We start from the raw sequence: 19,654 nt of genomic DNA on the forward strand, positions 1-19,654 counted from the left end.
GGGCGGTGCCCGCGCCGCGGGGAGCCGGGCCGACGGGGACCGGCCCGGGAGCCGGACCCGGCCGTGCTCGGACTCCGCCGGATCAGTCGGCCGAGGGGCGCCGGCCGATCGTGAAGGTGGCGTCAGGGGCGGCGTGGTCGATGGGCCCGCCGAACCGCGCGGCGGCCCGTGCCACCGCCTGCCGCGGGGTGAGCGAGCGGCCGACGTGCGTGACGATCAGCCGGCCCGCCCCGGCCGCGCGGGCCGTGTCGCCGGTGTCCTCGGGCGTGTGGTGCACCTGCTCGCCGTCGGCCGGTGCCTGCGCGCTCTCCGCCTCGCACAGCAGTACGTCGCAGCCCTCGGCCAGCTCCGTCAGGCTCGGGCACGGCGCGGTGTCCCCGGAGTACACCAGCGACCCGCCCGCCGCCTCGACGCGCACGGCGAACGCCGGGATGCCGTGGGACACCGCCCGGCTGGTCAGCCGGAGCGAGCCGATGGCTGCCTGGTGCCCGTCGTACAACTCGGTGACGGCGAACGCGGACTCGATGGGGCTGCGAGCCGGAGTGTTGGTGAGGAAGCCGGCCAGCCGGTCGGCGATGCCGGGCGGGCCGTAGAGAGGGATGGGCGCGGCGAGGCGGATGTCCGCGTACAGGGCACCGTAGTAGGCGGTGAGCAGGTCCGCGCTGTGATCGGCGTGCAGGTGCGAGATCCAGATCGCGTCGAGCCGGTCCAGCCGCACATGGCGCTGGAGCGGGCCGAGCGTCCCGCTGCCCGCGTCCATCCAGATCCGGGTCTCCCCGCTCGACACCAGGTAACCGGAGCACGGGTTGTCCGCGCTCGGGTAGGGCGTCGCGCACCCCAGGACCGTGAGGCGGAGCAACTCGTCTCTCATCCCGGGATCGTATGCGATCACCGTCGGGCGGGATGTGGGCGGGGCGGCGACGCGTCAAGGGAGCGAGGCGGGTCATACCCCCTTGGGGTGGTTTACGCGAGCCGGGACCGCTGCCGGGGAGGGGGAGCGCCAACACTGGCCGGAGGTGGCGCAGGCCACCGGGGAAGGGGGGCGGCATGGCCGGCGGCACGGTGTTGATGGCGGTGGCGGAGCGTCCGGAGGACGGGGGCGCGGCGGCCGGGCAGTGGGCGCGGATCGCGGAGGAGATCCGGGCGGGCGGCCTGCGGGTGCGGTGGGCGGTGAGCGCCGCCGACGCCGAGGCGGTGCTGCGCACGGAGGCCGGTGTGTCCGCCGCGGTCGTCGCCTGGGACCTGCGGTCCGGGACGGGAGAGGACGAACCGGGGGGCGCGACGGTGCTGCGCCGCATCGGGCGCCGGTTCCGTGAACTGCCGGTGTTCCTGGTCATGGCGGGGGAGGGGGTGTGCGAGCTGCCGCTGTGGGTGTCCCAGACGGTGGTGGGCTATGTGTGGCCGCTGGAGGACACCCCCGTGTTCCTCGCGGGGCGGATCGCCTCCGCCGCGCGTGCCTACCAGGACGCCCTGCTGCCACCGTTCTTCAAGGCGCTGCGGCGTTTCGACGACGCCCACGAGTACTCGTGGCACACCCCGGCGCACTCCGGCGGTGTCGCCTTCCTCAAGTCCCCCGTGGGCCGGGCCTTCCACGACTACTTCGGTGAGCGGCTGCTGCGCAGTGATCTGTCGGTCTCGGTGGAGGAACTCGGCTCGCTGTTCGAGCACACCGGACCGATCGGGGATGCGGAGCGCAACGCCGCGCGGGTCTTCGGCTCCGAGAACACGTACTTCGTCCTGCACGGCGACTCCACCTGCAACCGCCTGGTCGGCCACTTCAGCGTGGCCCGCGACGAGATCGCCCTGGTCGACCGCAACTGCCACAAGTCGGTCCTGCACGGCCTGGTCGTCTCCGGCGCCCGCCCCGTGTACCTGGTCCCGTCCCGCAACGGCTACGGACTGGCGGGCCCGCTGCCGCCCGCCGAGGTCGCGGCCGAATCGGCGGCGGCGAGGATCACGGCGAGCCCACTGACCGAAGAGGCGGTGTCGTCGCGCGCCCAGTACGCGGTCTTCACCAACTCCACCTACGACGGGCTGTGCTACGACGCGGTCGCGGTGGCCCGCGCCTTCGCGGCCAGCACGCCCCGCCTGCACTTCGACGAGGCGTGGTTCGCGTACGCCCGCTTCCACCCGCTGTACGCGGGCCGCTACGGGATGTCGGTGGACGAGGAGAGCTTCCCGGGCCCCGACCGGCCGACGGTCTTCGCCACCCAGTCCACCCACAAGCTGCTGGCGGCGCTGTCCCAGAGCGCGATGGTGCACGTCCGGGCCGCGGAGCGGGCACCGGTGGAGCATCACCGGTTCAACGAGACGATGATGATGCACGGCACGACGTCGCCGCTGTACCCGATGATCGCCTCACTGGACGTGGCCACGGCGATGATGGACGGCCCGCAGGGGCGGTGGCTGGTCGACGAGGCGATCACGGAGGCGGTCCGGTTCCGCCAGGAGATGGTGCGCATCGGGCGCCGGATCGCGACCGCCGGGGACCGGCCGCCCTGGTTCTTCGGGGTGTGGCAGCCGGAGGAGGTGACCGATCCCTCGGACGGGACACGGATGCCGTTCGACGAGGCCCCGGCGGAGCTGCTGGGCACCGAGCCGACCTGCTGGCACCTCGAACCCGACGCGGACTGGCACGGCTTCCCCGGCCTGACCGACGGCTACTGCATGCTCGACCCGGTCAAGGTCACCCTGACCTGCCCGGGACTCGACGCGGCCGGCGTGATGGGCGACTGGGGCATCCCGGCGCGCGTCCTCACCGCCTACCTCGCCACACGCGGCATCGTCGTGGAGAAGACCGACAGCTACACCGCGCTGGTGCTGTTCTCCATGGGCATCACCAAGGGCAAGTGGGGCACACTGCTGGACGCCCTGATGGACTTCAAGGACCTCTACGACACCGACGTCCCGCTGGAGCGGGTGCTGCCCGCCCTGGTCGCCGCGCACCCGCAGCGCTACTCGGGAGGGAGTCTGCGTGCCCTGTGCCAGGAGATGCACGACCATCTGCGCGGCGCCCGCCTGACCGAGCTGCTCGAAGGAGCCTTCACCGATCTGCCGGAACCGGTCGCCGTGCCCCAGGCGTGCTTCCAACGCCTGATCCGCGGCGGCACGGAACAGGTCCCCCTGGCCCACGCACCGGGCCGCATCGCCGCGGCGATGGTCACGGTGACACCGCCCGGCATCCCGGTCCTCATGCCGGGCGAGAGCATCGGGGCGCAGGACGGCCCCCTGTTGCGCTACCTCGGTGCCCTTGAGTCCTTCGACCGCCGCTTCCCCGGCTTCGGCAGCGAGACGCACGGGGTGACCCGCGCGTCCGGCTCGGGCGACTATCTGATCGAGTGCCTGCGCCCGGACGGACGGGAAGGAGCCGCCGACGCCGTGACACCGGCACAGCGGCAGGGGGTCGCGGACCGGTCGGCCGAGCCCCGGTGACGCGACTGTCAGGCGAGGGCGTCCTCGACCGTGTCCCGGATGTCCAGGAGACCGCTGACCCCGGTCATCTCGCAGAGGCGGAGGACCTGGCGGGAGGGCGCGGCCAGCCGCAGGGTGCCCGCGCGGTGGGTGAGGATCAGCAGGTTCAGGAACGAGGAGTCCGCGAAGGTGACCTGCGAGGCGTCGAGGACCACCACGGGGTGCTTCCCGGCCGCGGCGCCCACCGCGTCCGCCAGGGGTCTGATGGATTCCAGGTCGAAGGAACCGCGGGCGGTGATCACGAACCCCCCGGGCTGTTCACGCTGCCACACCTCGGGCCGGTGCGAGGCGCGACCGGTGCTCGGTCCCGCCGACGGGTTTCCGCCGGGGCTGCTCGTGAGGGCCGGCACCGCGGCCTCGTCCCAGGGCACCTTCGCCACTCCTCCTCGAGGCTCTCCCGCGAGAGCGCTTGTCATTTATTGCATGAAAACTATGTCATGTAAATAGCTTCTGGCAAACCATGTCCTCTAAGATGCTGGTCATGGTCGGAGTGCCTGAATCACATACCGGATGGACGTTCATCACCAGCCACGCGCGCGTCCTGGCAGCTATCGCGAACAATCCGAATACACGCATCCGCGAGATCGCGGCCCACTGCCGGCTGACCGAGCGGGCCGTGGCGCGGATCATCTCCGACCTGGAGCAGGACGGTTACCTCTCCCACACGCGCGAGGGGCGGACCAACACCTACCGCATCCAGCCGGACAAGGTGCTGCGCCATCCGGCCGAGGCCGGTCTCACCGTCGCCTCCCTGCTGTCCCTGCTGGTGCAGGACGAGACGGATCGCGCGAGGCCGCCGGCCGTACATCACTGACGGATGCACGCGGGCGGGGTGGCGGACGGGGGCCGTGCCGCCCCTGTCGGGCACACATGGACGACCAGGGCATCGATGTGGCGGTGCTGTCGCTGTCGAGCCCTGGTGTGCAGGACCTGCCCGAGGCCGAGGCCATCGCCGTGGCCCGGGACGCCAACGACCAGCTCGCACAGATCGTCGCCTCCCGCCCCGACCGCTTCCAGGCGTTCGCCGCGATCCCGGTGCAGTCGCCCGCCGCGGCCGCGGCCGAGTTGGAAAGGGCCGTGACGCGACTGGGGTTCCCCGGGGCCATGCTGTACGGCCGTACCGGGAACCGGCTCGCCGACGATCCCGCCAACGACGAGCTGTACGCCGCCGCCGAACGCCTGGGCGTCCCCCTGCACTTCCACCCGCAGATGCCGGTTGAGCCGGTCATCGACGCCTACTACTCCGGCCTCGGGCCCATCGGCACCGCATTGGCAGGGGCGGGCATCGGCTGGTACTACGACCTGGGCGTCCAGTACCTGCGCATGATCTTCAACGGGACCTTCGACCGGTTCCCACGCCTACAGGTCATCGCCGGACACTGGGGCGAGGTCGTCCTCTTCTACCTCGACCACATAGGTTTCTTCGCCGAAGCCGGCGGTCTGCGCCAGCCGCTCGCCGACTACTTCCGGCAGAACTTCTGGGTCGCCGGCAGCGGCACCAACAGCCCCCGGTACCTGAGGTGGACCGCCGAGGTCATGGGCACCGACCGGATGCTGTACTCCACCGACTACCCCTTCACCTACGGCTTCCGCCCCGGCGGCTTCCCCTACGTCGACACCAGCGAAGGCCGGGCCCGGTCCTTCCTGGAGAACGCGCCCTTCACCGAGGAGCAGAAGGCCGACATAGGCCACCGCAACTGGGAACGCCTCACCGGCTCGGCCCGGGACCGCGCCATCGCCTGAGCGGCCCGGCGGCCCAGCGGCCGACTGACCACGGCCGTCGGTCGGCCCCGCCGGCCGCGCCTCAGGCGCCGTCGGTTCTCCGCCCGCGAACGGCGTTTCATCCGCCGCGCTGTCCGCCCCGCCGGTCAGCGGCGCCGGTAGGCGGTGGCCAGCACGGAGACAGTGACCCGGCCGGGCACGGACCCCTCACCTTCCAGGGCCGCACGGCTCACATGGCGGGCACTCGGCGTCATCGCCACCAGGTCCAGGGATTCGGCCCTGGTCAGGTCCACGCAGTACTCCACCTGTTCGGTGACGGCGACGGCGAAGAAGGGGTCGAGCGCCCGGTGCAGCCGCTGTTCCTTGGCCGGGTCGATCGTGACCATCGCGGGCAGTGTGCCGCGCAGTTCGGCCAGGTGCCGCCCGGTGGGGCGGACCACGATCAGCCGGCCGCCGGGGCGCAGTATCCGGTGGAACTCGGCCGGGTTGCGCGGGGCGAACACGTCCAGCACGACGTCGGCCACGCCGTCGGCCACGGGGAAGGGGCGGAAGACGTCCCAGGCCAGTGCGGCGGCCCGGTCGTGGACCCGGGCGGCCGAGCGCAGCGCGCGTATCGAGGTGTCCAGGCCCAGACCACGGGCGTCGGTCAGACGGTCCAGCACACCGGCCAGGTAGTAGCCCGTGCCGCATCCCACGTCCACGACGGTGGCCCGCTCGGCCCCGGCATCGGCGGCCAGGCGGGCCGCCGTGTCGCGGAGCGGCGCGTAGGCGCCGGTGGACAGGAACCGGTCCCGGGCCCGGACCATGGCCGTGTCGTCGCCGCTGGTGGCGCGGGCGCCCGTCAGCAGACCCGCGTAGCCGTGGCGGGCGATGTCGAAGCTGTGGCCCACCGGGCAGGACAGCGCGCCGCCCTGGGGCCGCAGGCGGCGTGCCTGGCACGTCGGGCAGCGCAGCAGGTCGAGGGAGAGTTCGAGGGCAGGGGGAAGCGACACGGGCACGAGGCACTCCTGGCAAGGGCGGTGAAGGGACGAGACCGTGCCGGTACGCGCGCTCAGGACATCACTGCCTCGGCGGACAGCAGGGCAGCGTCGCGGGCGTCGTGCGCGCGAAGGGCACACCGGTAAGGGCGGCGCCGTCCGGCGTCGCCCTCAGCGTCTTCCGGTCACAGGAAGCAGCAGTGCGGAATGCTCATGAATGCCATGCCAGTGAGTTTACGATCATCGACAGGTGATCCGGGAGGTCTTTTTCTCCGAGACGGACAGGGCCGTCGATCGTGGTCCCGGAGGTAGGCATGGCCGGGTGAGCCAGCCCGGCGCGGCAGTCCCCGGTCACGGCCCGTTGCCGAACTGCCCGCCGACTGCGGCTGGTCGAACCTCCCGCTGTCGGACAGCCGTGATCAATCGACGTGCCGGGTCACCGCTGACCGCGCAAGCGGTCCACCCGGCGACGACCACGAAAGTCCGCAGCGCTTCGACATCCACGCTCGTCACCGTGCGTCCACAACCGCTGGTTGTGCTCGGTGCGGTGCGCGGTTGTTTGATCGAGCGCTTCGCACGGTGGTGGGATGAGCGCATGTCTACCCGTACCGAGCAGATCATGTATGTCAAAACCCCCGAATCCGCGCGCTATGTTGAGCGGGTCATGGAAGTAACCGATGCGACGTCCCGGCTGAACGTCCTTCCGTTCAGTGACAGCGAAGGCCGCGCGGAACTACTGTCTGTTGTGTTCGGTGGCCCGCTCGCGGAATCGGTGACGATCTACCCGCCGTTCTTCACCGAGTACGGGCTGAACACGACGTTCGGGGAGAACGTCTTCGTCAACCAGGGGTGCACCTTCATGGACAGGGGAGGCATCCGCATCGGGAACGGCGTCATGATCGCCCCGAAGGTCAGCCTCATCACCGGAGGCCATCCACTGCCCCTGGCCGAGCGTCGCGCGTATCTCTCCTTCGCGCCGATCGTCATCGAGGACGACGTCTGGATCGGGGCGGCTGCGGTGGTCACGCAGGGGGTGACCATCGGCGCCGGTGCGGTGGTGGCCGCCGGTGCGGTGGTCACCCGTGATGTCCCGGCCGGAACCATGGTCGCGGGAGTGCCCGCCCGGGTCATCAAGAGGATCGACTGATCCCGGCCGGGCCGCGCGAGCCCACCTTCACCCCGGCGCTCGCCCGAGCGGCCAAGGACCCGGCACTTCACCGACAGCAGCCACGTCGTCCGCGCGTTCGGGATGCAGTACCGGACGACACCGGCGCGGTTCGCGCGCCGACGGGCCTGACGGCTGGGCCGCCCTTCACCGGGGGGCGTGGCTGGAGCGCGGGAACTGGGGCTGGCTAGGCTGTTGATCATGCATTCGGCCATGACCAGCGGTGCGACCGCTGAACCCGCCATCCTCGACGTCGCGGAGCTGACGTCCGATCCGGAGCCGGCGGCCGGGTTCGCGGAGTCGGCCCACCGGATTCTGGCGGATCTGGTCGGCGGGGGCGCCGCGTTGGGCTGGGTCGAGCCGCCCTCGCCGGACGAGGTCGCGGACCTGGTCGCCCAAGTCGTCCGCGCCGTGCGGGCCGGGGACGGGTCCCTGCGGGCCGCGTATCTCGGCGGCCGGCTGGTCGGGTTGGGGTACTGGCTGCGTTACACCCGGCCGACCCATCGGCCGCACGCCGATCTGGAGAAGGTCGCGGTGGACGCCGCTGTCCATGGTCGCGGCGTGGGCCGGGCGCTGGTGGCTGCCCTGGTCGCCGATGCCCGGGAGGCGGGGATCGAGGTCCTCACCCTGGACGCCCGTGGCGACAACACCCACGCCCTGCGCCTGTACCGGTCGTTGGGCTTCCGTGAGTACGGTCGTCTGCCCGACTTCGTCGCCGTGGGCGAACGCCGCTACGACAAGGTCTTCTACCTGCTGGACTTCCGCCGGCACGGCTGACGAAGGGCCCGCCCTCCCGGTTCGGACCGGTGAATCCGGGCCCACGGCCTCGGGGCCGCCGGTCCGCAGCGGTCAGCGGTCCTGGGGCGCCCGGTCGTCGCTGTCGGCGTCGTCCGGGCCCAGTCGTACGCAGCACGCGCCGGGCTCGGGGGCCAGGACGGCTCGGACGCCGTTGACCTCGCTGGGCAGCACCCGCGCCGCGTCACCGAGCGTGGAGTGTCTGATTCGTACAAGAGGAGGGTGGCAGCGGTCCGTTATCGTCACCGCCATGAACGACACCGGTGAGACATCACGTCATCTCAGCACCTGTATCGACCGTACCGCCAACGACGTCTACGCCTACGCGTCGAACCCGGTCAACCTGCCGGCCTGGGCCCACGGCCTGGGAGGGAACATCGAAAGGGCCGGAGACCATTGGGTCGCGGAATCCTCGCCCATGGGGCGGGTGGTGGTCACCTTCGCGCCGCGCAACGAGCTGGGCGTGCTCGACCACGACGTCACCCTGCCTACGGGGGAGACCGTCTACAACCCGGTCCGCGTGATCGCCGACGGCGCGGGGAGCGAAGTGGTGTTCACCCTCCGCCGCCGGCCGGAGATGAGTGACGCCGAGTTCGAACGCGACGCCGGTATGGTCGCCGCCGACCTGGCCCGCCTCAAGGAGTTGATGGAGTCCGGCTGAGGACCGAGGCCCCTCGCATGCCGACCGTAGCCGCGGCGCGCACTGCCGCGCGCCGCGGACGTGGGGGTCAGGTCGACGCCGAGGAACACTCGGCGCCGACCGCGTGATACGGCTCCGGTCACTTCTCGCTGCCCGGGTGCCTCCCTCCGGTCCTTCCCCAGGACCGGTCAGCAGCCGATGGGGGAGGAGTCGACGGCCACGTCGTCGAACCACAGGGTGTCGTCACCCGTTCCGTAGCTCTCCCAGCCCAGCCGCAGCGCGGTCGGCCGGGGCGGCGTGGTGCGGACCAGCCACTGCTGGTCGATGTCCTGGGTGGGGACGCCGTCGGCGTGCAGGCCGGGGACCTGTTCCGTGCCGAGCCAGGTGTCGAGGCCGATGGCGGTGGTGGAGATGGCGAACCGCAGGCACTGCCAGTTCCCGGTCGGCAGCGGCCGGCTCTGTGCCACACCGGCCGGACTCTGCGCGGGCAGGGTGGCGTCGTCGGTCTCCCGGTTCCACTGAAGAGCGCCGTTCTGACCCCCGACACGCAGGCTGCGCCCGCCCTGGGAGGAGTCGGGTAGGGAGACGAAGGTGACGTGGGAGGAGGGCAGCGCGGTGCTGTGCCGCACCCACATCCGTAGGTACATCACCGGACCGACCGACGACAGGTCCGCGGCGGCGGTGACGAAGGCGTGGTTGCAATAGCCCGCCTTGCCGTCGACCCGCAGAGACTTGCTGCCGCTGTGCGCGACCGCGGAGTCGACGGCGGCCGTGCCCGTGCCCTGGCAGTCGGGTGCGGTGAAGCGCCAGTCACCGGACGGCGCGGAGCCGGTCTGATCCTCGAAGTCCGAGCAGATCACCGCCGATCCGTCGCAGTCCGCACCGGGCGGCGGCGTCGTCGGAGGCGGTGTGGTGGGCGGCGGGGTGGTCGGCGGCGGGGTGCCGTTGACGCTGCACGGCACGCCGTTGAGGGCATAGTCGCTGGGCGTGGGGGCGGACGAGCGCCAGGTGCCCTGGAGACCGAAGTCGGCGGTGCCGCCCGTGGCCAGCGCGCCGTTCCAGTTGGTGTTCACGGCGGTGACGGAGTTGCCGGTCTGGGTGACGGTGGCGTTCCACGCCGAGGTCACCTGCTGGTCGCCGGTGTGCGTCCAGGTCAGACGCCAACCGGTGAGGGCCGCGCCGAGGTTGGTGATCTTCAACTGCGCCGTGTAGCCGCCCGTCCACTGGTTCACGGTGTAGTCGACCCGGCAGCCGGACTCCGCGCCGCTCGCCGACAGGGCGGTCAGTCCGGACGCGAGGAGGGCGACGGCCGCGAGGAGTGCCGCGACCGTCCAGGAGCGGCACTGGCGGGGTGGGCGGCGCAGTAAGCGCCGAAGTGGGGCGCGCATGGGTACCTCCGGTGAGGAGAGGGGTCGGGGGAGCGCAGTTCGTGGGGAAGCCTGCGGCGTACTGAGCCGGTTCATGATCCAGCGGGATCTCAGAGCGCGCGACCACCGCCTGGCGGCCGATGGTCGTCGCGGGGACCGGGGCCGTCGCGCAGCCGTGTGAGCAGGGCCGACAAGAGTGTCAACGTTCCTCCTCGTGTACGTACGAAGCGGAGCGGAGAGCCGTATGGGAGCGCTCCGGAGAGCGTATGGGAGCGCTCCCATACCTCCATCGGTCCGAGAACGTACACCGGTGCGCCGACCGCGCCTAGAGATTCGACCGCCGAACTGTTTCGGTTCACCCCGTCCACCGGCTCCGCCCCGGCGCATCCGTGAGGCGGCAGGCCGCCTGGAACGACGTCCGAAAGTCACCGGGCACGGTGGCATGGTTCTCCCCGCGCGGGGCACATGAGCGCTGATCGACGCGCCCGGCGGTAAGCCGTGACGTCGGTTCCGCACGGCGCGGTCGGCCGCCTGCGGGAAGGACGTGTGGGAAAGAGGTCACCGTGATCATTCCGGCGGAGAAGGAACTGCGCGCTGTGCTGGACCGGTTCACTCAGGCGCGTATCGCGCACGACGTGTGCCCCACCGGTCGCACCAGCAGGGCTCTTGAGGACGCGACGTACACGCTGTGCGTGATGACCGGAGCCCGCACCGCCGAGCAGGCTCTGCTCGCCGCCGACGCGCTGTTGGAGCAGTACAGCGCGAGCAGGGCGGACGCCTTCCAGCAGGAGAAGACGCTGGCCGCGTAGCAGTGCCCGCCCGAGGAGCCTCGGCGAGCACTGGGCGCCGACCCCGTCGCGGGGGTCGGCGCCTCGCTGTGTTCCGGCTGAGGACTGCCCTGTGCGTGATCCCCGGGTGGTCGCCGAGCGGCTACCCGAAGCCGCGGCCGAACACGTCGGCGTCGACGCCGTGTCGACCGGGGAGACCCCTTGAGAACGAGAACGGGTGCTGCTCCGGCCGTCGGCGCCTCACGTCGTCGCGGCAGGCGTCCTCACCACACGTGTGAGCAGGGGGACTCAGGGTTCTGTGACATGGCGATCACGTCGTCGAGCCGGTCGCGCACCGCGAGCAGGTCGGTGATCCTCTCGTCGATGCGGACGCGCTCGGCCGCCATCTGATCGAGGAGGGCCGGGGGTGCTTTCTCCGCGCCCGAGTCCACGCAGGGCAGCACCTCGCGGACCACTCTGCTCGGCAGGCCCGCGGCGTACATCTGCTGGATCAGCCGGACCCGGCCGACGGCGGAGTCGGGATAGTGCCGCTGGCCGCCGGGGCTGCGGTGGGCCTGCAGCAGACCCTGTTCCTCGTAGTAGCGCAGCGCCCGGACGCTCACTCCCGCCTGCTCGGCGACCTCACCGATGCGCACCGGTCCTCCTCCGCCCCGGGCGGCCCGCCCGACTTGCACCTGACGTCAACGTCAGGTTCTAGCGTACCGGGTGTCGGCATGCGCCGGACATTCACCCCACTGATCCCACGGGCGGCCGGTTCGGGCCGCGTGGAAAGGCGGTACGCCATGCGCGCAGTGCGCTATCACGAGTACGGCGGTGTGGAGACCCTCGTGGTCGAGCAGGTGCCGGACCCGCATCCCGGGCCCGGCGAGATCCGCGTCCGTGTCGCGGCGGCCGGCGTCAACCCCGTGGACTGGAAGGTGCGTTCAGGCGCGGTGCGCGAGGTGCTTCCCGTGGACCTGCCCGCGATTCCCGGGCGTGACGCCGCCGGTGTGGTCGACGAGACGGGCGAGGGGGTGCGGGGCGTGGACATCGGCGACCGGGTCTTCGGACTGGGCGGCGTCACCGGGGCGACGGCGGAGCTGGCCGTGCTCTCGGCCTGGGCCCACGCACCCGCCACCTGGACCGACGAGGAGGCCGCGGGCGCCGGTCTGGCATCCGTGACGGCGATGGGCGGGCTGAGGGCGCTCGGTCCCCTGCGGGGGCGCACGCTGCTCGTCGAGGGCGCCGCCGGTGGCGTGGGCAGTGCGGCGGTCGAGATCGCGGTGGCTCGGGGCGCCACCGTGATCGGGACGGCCGGCGAGCGCAATCACGAGTTCTTCACCTCTCTCGGAGCCGTTCCCACCACGTACGGCACCGGCCTCGCGGAACGCCTCGCCGCCCTGGCTCCCGACGGCGTCGACCTCGCGCTCGACACCGCGGCCTCCGGGTCCCTGGCCGATCTCATCGCGATCGTGGGCGACCCCGCCCGGGTGTCGACGGTCGCCGACTACGCCAACGCCCAGCGCCTGGGTGTGCACGTGGCCAACGCGGAGAACGACTCCACACTCCTCGCCGAAGCGGGCGAACTCGGCCGGCAGGGCCGCTACACACCGCGTATCGAGCGGACGTACCCGCTCGAACGGATCGCGGAAGCGCACGCGTATGCCCAGCGCGGACACGTGCGGGGGAAGATCGTGGTCCGCCTGTGAGCGCCGCGCCTTGGCGCCCGTGACGCGCTCACAGCAGCGCGAAGTCGCGGGAGCCGCCCCGGTCGCCCGGACGGCAGGCGGGTCTTCCGCCGTCTGCCGCCCGGCCAGGCCGGCATGTCGCGCACGCCGCCCCGGCCTGCGGCCCGGCCGTGATCGTGCACCGCGACGTCGGGAAGCAGGGCCGGATGTCGACTGGACGGCAGGGGATATCCCGCTTCGCGCTTTACGGGCGACACGTTGTGTGGGACATGACAGGGGCAGCCATGCTGTCTCCGATCCCACGAGGGGTGATTCCATGAAACGTCACAGATGGGTCCGCACGGTCCTGGCCGCCGTGACCGCCCTACTGGCAGCCTGCGCGGCGATGCTCGGCCCGGCCGCCGCGGCGCCCGCCCAGGAGCCCTCCGCCGGGGCGCGGACCGCGCGGGAAGCATCGCCGCTGGCCGCCATCCCGCCCGGCCTCTACCGCATCTACAAAGCCAACTATCACGACTGCCTGGCGGCGGGACCGCAGATCGACTCGGCCACCAACGACACCGCCCTCTACATGCGCGGACTGGGCGCGTGCACCGACTTCTACTCGATCTGGCTGGTCCAGCCGTCCAGTTACGGCTCGCAGTACACGGAGGTGCGCAGCTACGCCTGGAACCGGTGCCTGGAGGCGGAGGTCAACAGGAACGGGGTCCTGACGGGCATCGCCCGCCTCGCCACCTGCAACGGCAGCTCCCGCCAGGCATTCGACTTCCTGGGCGGTACCTCCAGCGGGCGGGCCTGCGTGGCGGCCTCCTACTACTGCCGGAAGGTGCTGTACCTCAGTCTCGGCTTCTTGCCGGGGCAAGTGAGCGCGTGGCTGGCTCGCATGGTAGATCCGGTAGACGACAGCGAGTACGAGTACCCGCAGCAGCGCTGGGAGATGGTACCGGTGCCCCTCGGGTGAGTCGCCGGACTCCTTCGTTCTTCCTGGTGCCGCCCTGGGGGGCACCAGGAAGGGCGGTGCCGCTTTCTCTCGCCGTACACGCCGAGGACGTACGCTTGCCGATCGCCGGTGAAAGCCCGCGTGGACAGACAGGCGCCGTTGCTGTCTCCTGGGCGACGAGTGGGAATCCCTGCTGGCCGGCACCGACCTGGCCGGCCGGGACCTGGTCAACCTGACCACCAGCACCCCCGCCCAGGCCCGCACCCGGGCCGAGTGGGCCCGCGAGCGCGGTGCCCGCTACCTGGACGGCGGGATCATGGCCGTCCCCCCGATGATCGGCGTCCCGGAGGCCGGCGGCTACGTCTTCTACAGCGGCTCACGGGAGCTGTTCGAGCAGCACCAGGAGACCCTCGGCGTCCCGGCCGGCACCACCTACGTCGGCGAGGACGCGGGCTTCGCGGCCCTGCACGACGTGGCCCTGCTCAGCGCCATGTACGGGATGTTCGCCGGGGCCGCGCACGCCTTCGCCCTGATCCGCAAGGAGGACATCGACCCCGTGGCGCTCGCCCCGCTGCTCGCCGACTGGCTCGTCGCGATGGCCCCGGCAGTGCACCGGACCGCCCACCAGATCCGAACCGGCGACTACACCGAGGGCGTGGTCTCCCACCTCGCCATGCAGGTGGCCGGCACGCTGACCTTCCTGAGCACCGCCGAGCAGCAGGGGGTCAGCCCGGAACTGCTCAGTCCCTACTTCGAGCTCATGCGCCGCCGCCTGGCCGAGGGCAGCGGCGAGGAGGACCTGACGGGCGTGATCGACCTGCTGGTGCGCTGACCGGCCCCGCGTCCACGCGGAGGCGGAAAGCTCTCGGGCCGCTACGAGGTCACGGTCCTCGTAGCGGCCATCGGCGCGTGGCCGTGCGCGGTCCGGTCGGGGGCGGCGGGCGGACAAGCCCGTGGTCCTGGTGGCTCAAGGGGTGACCGCATGTTCGGTGAACCGGCCGCAGGAGCGGAAGCCCAGGCGGCGGTAGACGGGCTCGCCGTCGGCCGACGCCTGCAGGACCGCGATGCGGTGGTTCCGCTCGCGGGCCGTGCGCAGGGCCGCGAGCGTGATGGCACCCCCGTAGCCGCGTCGGCGGTGGGTGGCGAGGGTGGCGATGTTGTAGACGCCGGCCACTCCCGCGTGGTGGAACACTTCGGCGGAGCAGACCGGACGGTTCTCCGCGTAGCCGACCAGGTACCGGGCCGGGCAGTGCGCGGCCAGTGCCTGCGGGGCGGCCCGTGCGAAGAAGCGGCGGACGGTTTCGGCGGGCGGGTCCCAGTTCGCGGCGAGGACCGTGGCGTAGTCGGCGAGTTGTCCGGGCGTGGTCACCCTCCGGATGTCCAGTCCCGGGACGGCGGGCGGTGGCGGCATGACGTCGTCCAGTCCGGCCCACATCGCCGTCTCGCGCTCGGACGCGGGCAGACCCGCCGCCGCCAGGCGGGCGGTGAGGTCCGGTGGTGTCGAGGCGGGCCCCACCCACCAGGAGAAACGGCGGCCGGTGCCGGCCAGCGTCCGAACGGTGTCGGTGATACGTGCCGTGGCGTCGGCGTCGGTGAAGCGGGCGGCGGCCACGATGTTGAAAGTGTCGTCGTCCAGGCCACTGTCCGCGACCAGGAGGTCGCGGGCCTCGTTGACGGTCGCACCGGTCGTACGCCGGTGCAGGTGACAGGCGTGTTCCGCCAGGTTGCGTTCCATCCTGTCCGCCAAGTCGGTTCCATCGAAGAAGTGATCATTCATGCGATGGACCCAAGCAGCACCGGGCGAGGACCGCAGGCCATTTACACCGCGGGCCATTCACACCGCGGGCCATTTGCACGGCGCCCAAAGACGGTCGGGCCGGGTCGGCCCGCTTCCGCGGCACGGTCGGTGGTCGAACGTCCACGCCCCGCCCGCAGCCCTGGGGGCCGGGTACCCGGTACGGCTGTGATGAGCAGGGCATCGGTGGGAAGGAGGGTCTGTAACGTCGGGAGGATGAGTGGAACAAGACCGGATCGGGCTGGCCGAGGTACTGGCAGCGGCAGAGAGAGCCGCACCGGTGCACTCCCTCGATGTCGTGGCGCGCAACCTGCGCGAGCGGTTCGGCGCGCGTTACGTGTCGTTCCTGTTCGTCGATGTCGTCGGACGGCGCCTGCTGCGGGTCGATGAGGTGGGGGCGGCACCGAGGGAGCGCGGCGTCGATCAGATTCCCCTGGACGGCAGTGCCTACGACGAGGTCCTGCGCACCCAGAAACTGGTGCTGGGGCCGCGGAACGCCCGGGAGCAGCGGGTGCTCGCCCCGGTCACCAACCGGGGCGACGCCATCGGTGTCCTGGAACTCCAGCTCACCCACATCACGCCGGACATACTGGAACAGGTCGAGGAGGCCGCGCACGCGCTGGCGTACATCATCGTCACCGACCGGCGCTTCACGGACCTCTATCACTGGGGCAACCGCACCGCCACGGTCAAGCTGGCCGCGGAGATCCAGCGCCAGCTCCTGCCTTCGGCGCCCTCCTGCGAGGCCGCCGAGTTCGCCCTCGCCGGCGCCCTGGTCCCGGCCTCCGACATCGCCGGTGACACCTATGACTACAGCCTCGACCAGGACACCCTCCACCTGTCCATCACCGACGCCATGGGCCATGACGTCGACGCCTCCCTCATGGCCACCCTCCTGGTCAACGCCTCCCGCGGCGCCCGCCGCGCCGGTACCGACCTGGCCGAGCAGGCCCACCGGGCCCACCAGGCCCTCATCGAGCACGGCCGACGGACCTTCGCCACCGGACAACTGCTGCGCATCGCCCTGGACGGGAGCGGCGCCCAGCTCGTCAACGCGGGCCACCCGTGGCCCCTGCGGCTGCGCGACGGCACGGTCGACGAGATCAAACTGCACATCAACCTCCCCTTCGGCGTTCCCGCGCAAGGGACCTACCAGGTACAGGACATCGATCTGCGCCCCGGGGACCGCCTCGTCTTCTACACCGACGGCATGCAGGACCGCCAAGCGGAGGTCGTCGACCTGCCCGGGATCATCCGCGCCACCGCGGCCGAGCACCCCCGGGAGGCCGTACGCGCCATGGTCGCCGCGGTCGCCGACGCCTGCCACGGCCAGGTGAAGGACGACGCCACCGTCCTGTGCCTGGACTGGCACGGCCCGGATTCCGCGCCCCCCGGCTCGAACGCCTGACCTGGAGGCGGGGGAGCGGGCGCGGGCTGTCGACCCGGGCGTTCGGTGCGCGCGATGAAGCCATGCTCAGGTCAGTGGGCGGGTGTAAAGACGGCGAGGCCGCGCTCGGCGTCGCGATACCTCCCTCGGGGGCGAGCCCAACCTCGTCGACATCTCACGCCCGCAGCGGGAGCGATGCCATAGTGAGGGCTGCTTGTAGGACCCGGCGGCCCTGACGTTCGCGGAAGTGAGACCCCGTCAATTCCCCCCCCACCACGGCCGCCCTCCTCATGACCACACCGACGCGGGGATTCCCCGGCGAAGAGCCGGCCGGGCCGCCCACGGCCGGGTCCGGGCGCCTACGACGCCCGGCCGGCGCCGTGGGCCCTGCCGGTCGGCCCGGACGGCACACCCGCCGGCGGGCCCCGGCGCCTCACCGACGAACCGGCCGACCACCCGTCGTGGTCCGGTGACTCCCGCCGCCTGCTCTACCTCTCCGGCGGCCACCTGCGCATGGTCGACCGGGACGGCACCAGGCGCCGCACCCTCCGGGTTCCGCTGGCGGCCGGCCGCAGCCTGCCGCCCCGCACCGACGTGACCCGGGTGCACGCCGGACGGCTGTGGAACGGCACGGGGGACACCGTTCGCGAGGACGTCGACATCGTCGTCACCGGCAACCGCATCACCGCCGTCGAACGGCACCGCACCGGCGCCGGGCGAGCCGGAGAACGACGGATCGACGCCTCCGGATGCACCGTGATCCCCGGCCTGTGGGACTCCCACACCCACCCGTACCAGAACATCTACGGCGGCAGGCAGAACAGCCTGATGCTCGCCTACGGCATCACCACCAACGTCTCCCTGGGCGGCTTCGCCTACGAACAGGCACGCCTGCGCGAGGGCATCGACGGCGGCGCCATCGCCGGACCCCGGCTGCTCACCACCGGTGAACTCATCGACGGCAGCCGGGTCGCGTACAGCATGGGCCGTGCCCACACCACCGCCGACGGACTGCGGCGCACCCTCCTACGGGCCGTCGCCCTCGACCACGACTTCGTCAAGACCTACGTCCGTGCTTCCGCCCAGGTCATGGCGGAGGCGTCCCGTACCGCCCACGACGGGCTCGGCGTTCCGGCCGGAAGCCACCTGCTGTCGCCAGGCATCCAGGTCGGCCAGGACCTGACGACACATCTGACGGGCCCGGACCCTGCGGACCGCCACCGTCGTGCCCGCCGGGATGTTCGGCGTCGAGGACGACCTGGGCACCGCGGAACCCGGCAAGCTGGCCGATCTCACGGTGATCGACGGCAATCCCTTCCAGGACTTCACCGACCTGACCCGCGTCTCCTGGGTGATGCGCGACGGCATCGTGCACCGCCGGAAGGACGTGGTCGGCCCCCACCGGCTCGCCGCCGGGCGGACGGCCGGCGACGACGAGCACTGGCACGAGGTCGGCCGCGTCCTCCGCCGCGAGAGCTGCTGCGCGAACTGACCGGCGCGGATCAGGGGCACAGGGCGGCGTATCGGGTGTGTCCGTTGGGACCGAGATAGCCCGCGCCGACGGTGGTGACCTCACCGGGCCGCACCGTGTAGCACGCCCCCTCGGCACCGTCCTGGTAGACCACCTTCACGGTCACCGTCGCGGCGCATCGATTGTCGGCCTGGGTGTACCGCCAGCTTTCGTACAGGACGACACAGGAAGGCGCTTGTTCGGAAGGGGCCGAGGGGGCGTGCTCGCGGGCGCGGCGGTGACCGCGCCGGTCACCAGGAGTGCCGCCAGGGAAGCCACTGCGGTGGCCGCGCGGCGCACCGGGTGGCGAAGACTTCGATGCCGATTCTCCATGTGATCACTCTCCCGAGCAGGTGTCCATTTCATGAACACTCAAGTCGCAGTTGGCGGCGCTTCATGTTCAACAACCGAAGCTTTCGCCGCTGGGCGCGGCGGACGCAAACCGCCCATCGCACATTCGGTCAGGTGATCCCTTTCCGGTCCTCACTCCGCTGAATTGCGAAAACGCGAAGCGCACGAGGGCGGTGAGGAGGTGACGGTTCAACCGTTTCACGTGCGCCGGACGACATGTTCCGTAAGGCGCAGGTGACAGCCCTCGGGGTGGTGATCGGGTCGCTCGCCGCTGCAAGAACGCCCGTGGGCGATCGGTCCGGTTCCGCGCCACGTCCCGGGTGGCGCGGGTGCCTCACGGGACCAGGGAAAGCCGTCGCGAGACTGCCGAGGAGCCGTCCACACGTGCTTCGCGTCACGGGTGGAACCGCCACCGGCCCTCGGAAACGACGTCCGCCTTGCCGTCCCTGACGCGAATCGCCGTCTCGTCGTCGATGAAGTAGATCGGGAAGTCCGCCCGCGCGGCGATGCGGTCCGCCCAGGCGTCGTCCCGTTCGGGGAAGTCCGGTGAGTACAGGTGAGGCTTGAGATACCAGTCGAAGAGGCCGAACGGCGGCTCCACGGTCGTGGTGCCGAGGGCGTGCAGGTCGGCGGTGTCGCCGATGACGTCGGCGGAGTGTGCGGTGAGATGACGGCTGAAGATCATCGATCCGGCGCTGAACCCCACGTAGACCCGGCTCTCCAGCGCCTGCAGGAAGCCGTCGGCCAGGCCGGTGCCGGTGATGCTGCGCGCGAGGTGGTAGTGGCTGCCGCCGCTGACGTAGATGACGTCGGCGTGCAGCAGCCGGTCGAGCACCATCTGCCGGGGCAGGCCGTTCAGCTCCAGGATGTCGAACTCCCGCCAGCCGAGGCCGTGCAGCCGGTTGATGTCCGCCACGAGCCACCCGTGGTCCCCGGGCTCGGCGAGTGACGCCGTGGGGACGTACACCACGTTCGCCGATCCGAACGGCTTGCCCAGCATGTCCCGCAGGGCATCCCGCAGTGTCGCGTTACGCAGACCGGATGCCGTCAACAAGAAGTTCATGCGGCGAGCCAAGCACGGC

General features: G+C 71.5%; 18 protein-coding genes and 3 pseudogenes. 12 read left to right on the forward strand and 9 right to left on the reverse strand.

Annotation, left to right across the window (positions count from 1 at the left end):
• Positions 1-82: 82 nt before the first annotated feature.
• A complete protein-coding gene (locus tag ACFY32_RS29790) occupies positions 83-871 on the reverse strand; it encodes an MBL fold metallo-hydrolase (RefSeq protein ID WP_390675885.1) in 789 nt (262 codons plus the stop codon).
• A 176-nt stretch (positions 872-1,047) separates the two neighbouring features.
• Here ACFY32_RS29790 and ACFY32_RS29795 point away from each other — a divergent pair, with 176 nt between their 5' ends.
• Positions 1,048-3,432, forward strand: coding sequence for an Orn/Lys/Arg decarboxylase N-terminal domain-containing protein (locus ACFY32_RS29795; protein ID WP_390675886.1), 2,385 nt, complete (start codon positions 1,048-1,050; stop codon positions 3,430-3,432).
• A gap of 8 nt (positions 3,433-3,440) precedes the next feature.
• On the opposite strand, the gene ACFY32_RS29800 is transcribed toward ACFY32_RS29795, so the two are convergent.
• On the reverse strand, positions 3,441-3,851 hold the full coding sequence (locus ACFY32_RS29800; RefSeq protein WP_390675887.1) for an STAS domain-containing protein: 411 nt from the start codon (positions 3,849-3,851) through the stop codon (positions 3,441-3,443).
• Between the two features lie 101 nt (positions 3,852-3,952).
• Between ACFY32_RS29800 and ACFY32_RS29805 the strand changes: the two genes are divergently transcribed.
• Together ACFY32_RS29805 and ACFY32_RS29810 are read left to right on the forward strand one after the other, a co-directional pair.
• On the forward strand, positions 3,953-4,285 hold the full coding sequence (locus ACFY32_RS29805) for a helix-turn-helix transcriptional regulator (protein WP_390675934.1): 333 nt from the start codon (positions 3,953-3,955) through the stop codon (positions 4,283-4,285).
• A gap of 56 nt (positions 4,286-4,341) precedes the next feature.
• The gene (locus ACFY32_RS29810; protein ID WP_390675888.1) at positions 4,342-5,214 is read left to right on the forward strand and encodes an amidohydrolase family protein; all 873 of its coding nucleotides are present in this window, start codon (positions 4,342-4,344) and stop codon (positions 5,212-5,214) included.
• Between the two features lie 125 nt (positions 5,215-5,339).
• Here ACFY32_RS29810 and ACFY32_RS29815 read toward each other — a convergent pair whose 3' ends face one another.
• Positions 5,340-6,191 carry a putative RNA methyltransferase gene (locus ACFY32_RS29815; RefSeq protein WP_390675889.1) on the reverse strand — a complete coding sequence of 284 codons (852 nt, stop codon included), beginning with the start codon at positions 6,189-6,191 and terminating at the stop codon, positions 5,340-5,342.
• 598 nt (positions 6,192-6,789) lie between these two features.
• Between ACFY32_RS29815 and ACFY32_RS29820 the strand changes: the two genes are divergently transcribed.
• A complete protein-coding gene (locus tag ACFY32_RS29820) occupies positions 6,790-7,317 on the forward strand; it encodes a sugar O-acetyltransferase (RefSeq protein ID WP_390675935.1) in 528 nt (175 codons plus the stop codon).
• A 219-nt stretch (positions 7,318-7,536) separates the two neighbouring features.
• Positions 7,537-8,112 (forward strand): GNAT family N-acetyltransferase, encoded by a 576-nt coding sequence (locus ACFY32_RS29825; RefSeq protein ID WP_390675890.1) that lies wholly within the window; start codon positions 7,537-7,539, stop codon positions 8,110-8,112.
• A 72-nt stretch (positions 8,113-8,184) separates the two neighbouring features.
• On the opposite strand, the gene ACFY32_RS29830 is transcribed toward ACFY32_RS29825, so the two are convergent.
• Positions 8,185-8,382, reverse strand: coding sequence for a hypothetical protein (locus tag ACFY32_RS29830; RefSeq protein ID WP_390675891.1), 198 nt, complete (start codon positions 8,380-8,382; stop codon positions 8,185-8,187).
• On the opposite strand from ACFY32_RS29830, the gene ACFY32_RS29835 reads away from it, so the two are divergent.
• Complete coding sequence (locus ACFY32_RS29835; protein ID WP_390675892.1) at positions 8,381-8,791, forward strand: SRPBCC family protein; 411 nt, start codon at positions 8,381-8,383, stop codon at positions 8,789-8,791. The genes ACFY32_RS29830 and ACFY32_RS29835 overlap by 2 nt on opposite strands.
• A gap of 167 nt (positions 8,792-8,958) precedes the next feature.
• On the opposite strand, the gene ACFY32_RS29840 is transcribed toward ACFY32_RS29835, so the two are convergent.
• Complete coding sequence (locus tag ACFY32_RS29840; protein WP_390675893.1) at positions 8,959-10,158, reverse strand: cellulose-binding domain-containing protein; 1,200 nt, start codon at positions 10,156-10,158, stop codon at positions 8,959-8,961.
• Positions 10,159-10,700: 542 nt separating this feature from the next.
• Between ACFY32_RS29840 and ACFY32_RS29845 the strand changes: the two genes are divergently transcribed.
• Positions 10,701-10,946 carry a DUF5133 domain-containing protein gene (locus ACFY32_RS29845; RefSeq protein ID WP_390675894.1) on the forward strand — a complete coding sequence of 82 codons (246 nt, stop codon included), beginning with the start codon at positions 10,701-10,703 and terminating at the stop codon, positions 10,944-10,946.
• A 242-nt stretch (positions 10,947-11,188) separates the two neighbouring features.
• On the opposite strand, the gene ACFY32_RS29850 is transcribed toward ACFY32_RS29845, so the two are convergent.
• Positions 11,189-11,560, reverse strand: a complete 372-nt coding sequence (locus ACFY32_RS29850) for a MerR family transcriptional regulator (protein WP_390675895.1) — start codon at positions 11,558-11,560, stop codon at positions 11,189-11,191.
• A gap of 147 nt (positions 11,561-11,707) precedes the next feature.
• Between ACFY32_RS29850 and ACFY32_RS29855 the strand changes: the two genes are divergently transcribed.
• From ACFY32_RS29855 to ACFY32_RS29865, 3 genes and pseudogenes are all read left to right on the forward strand, one after another.
• Positions 11,708-12,613, forward strand: a complete 906-nt coding sequence (locus tag ACFY32_RS29855) for an NADP-dependent oxidoreductase (protein WP_390675896.1) — start codon at positions 11,708-11,710, stop codon at positions 12,611-12,613.
• A gap of 295 nt (positions 12,614-12,908) precedes the next feature.
• The gene (locus ACFY32_RS29860) at positions 12,909-13,550 is read left to right on the forward strand and encodes a hypothetical protein (protein WP_390675897.1); all 642 of its coding nucleotides are present in this window, start codon (positions 12,909-12,911) and stop codon (positions 13,548-13,550) included.
• Between the two features lie 163 nt (positions 13,551-13,713).
• Positions 13,714-14,361, forward strand: a pseudogene (locus tag ACFY32_RS29865) (NAD(P)-dependent oxidoreductase); the annotation flags it as partial.
• Between the two features lie 135 nt (positions 14,362-14,496).
• Here the strand turns inward: ACFY32_RS29865 and ACFY32_RS29870 are convergent.
• On the reverse strand, positions 14,497-15,264 hold the full coding sequence (locus tag ACFY32_RS29870) for a GNAT family N-acetyltransferase (protein WP_390675936.1): 768 nt from the start codon (positions 15,262-15,264) through the stop codon (positions 14,497-14,499).
• Between the two features lie 280 nt (positions 15,265-15,544).
• On the opposite strand from ACFY32_RS29870, the gene ACFY32_RS29875 reads away from it, so the two are divergent.
• Entirely contained in the window at positions 15,545-16,732 is a 1,188-nt protein-coding gene (locus tag ACFY32_RS29875) for a PP2C family protein-serine/threonine phosphatase (RefSeq protein WP_390675898.1), read from the forward strand.
• Positions 16,733-17,086: 354 nt separating this feature from the next.
• Positions 17,087-18,203 (forward strand): annotated as a pseudogene (locus ACFY32_RS29880) (amidohydrolase family protein); the annotation flags it as partial.
• A gap of 10 nt (positions 18,204-18,213) precedes the next feature.
• Here the strand turns inward: ACFY32_RS29880 and ACFY32_RS29885 are convergent.
• A pseudogene (locus tag ACFY32_RS29885) lies at positions 18,214-18,411 on the reverse strand (alpha-amylase); the annotation flags it as partial.
• A gap of 555 nt (positions 18,412-18,966) precedes the next feature.
• A complete protein-coding gene (locus ACFY32_RS29890) occupies positions 18,967-19,635 on the reverse strand; it encodes a Type 1 glutamine amidotransferase-like domain-containing protein (RefSeq protein ID WP_390675899.1) in 669 nt (222 codons plus the stop codon).
• Between the last annotated feature and the right edge of the window lie 19 nt (positions 19,636-19,654).

The organism is Streptomyces sp. NPDC000134, from assembly GCF_042899225.1.
In the GTDB taxonomy this organism is placed as follows: domain Bacteria; phylum Actinomycetota; class Actinomycetes; order Streptomycetales; family Streptomycetaceae; genus Streptomyces.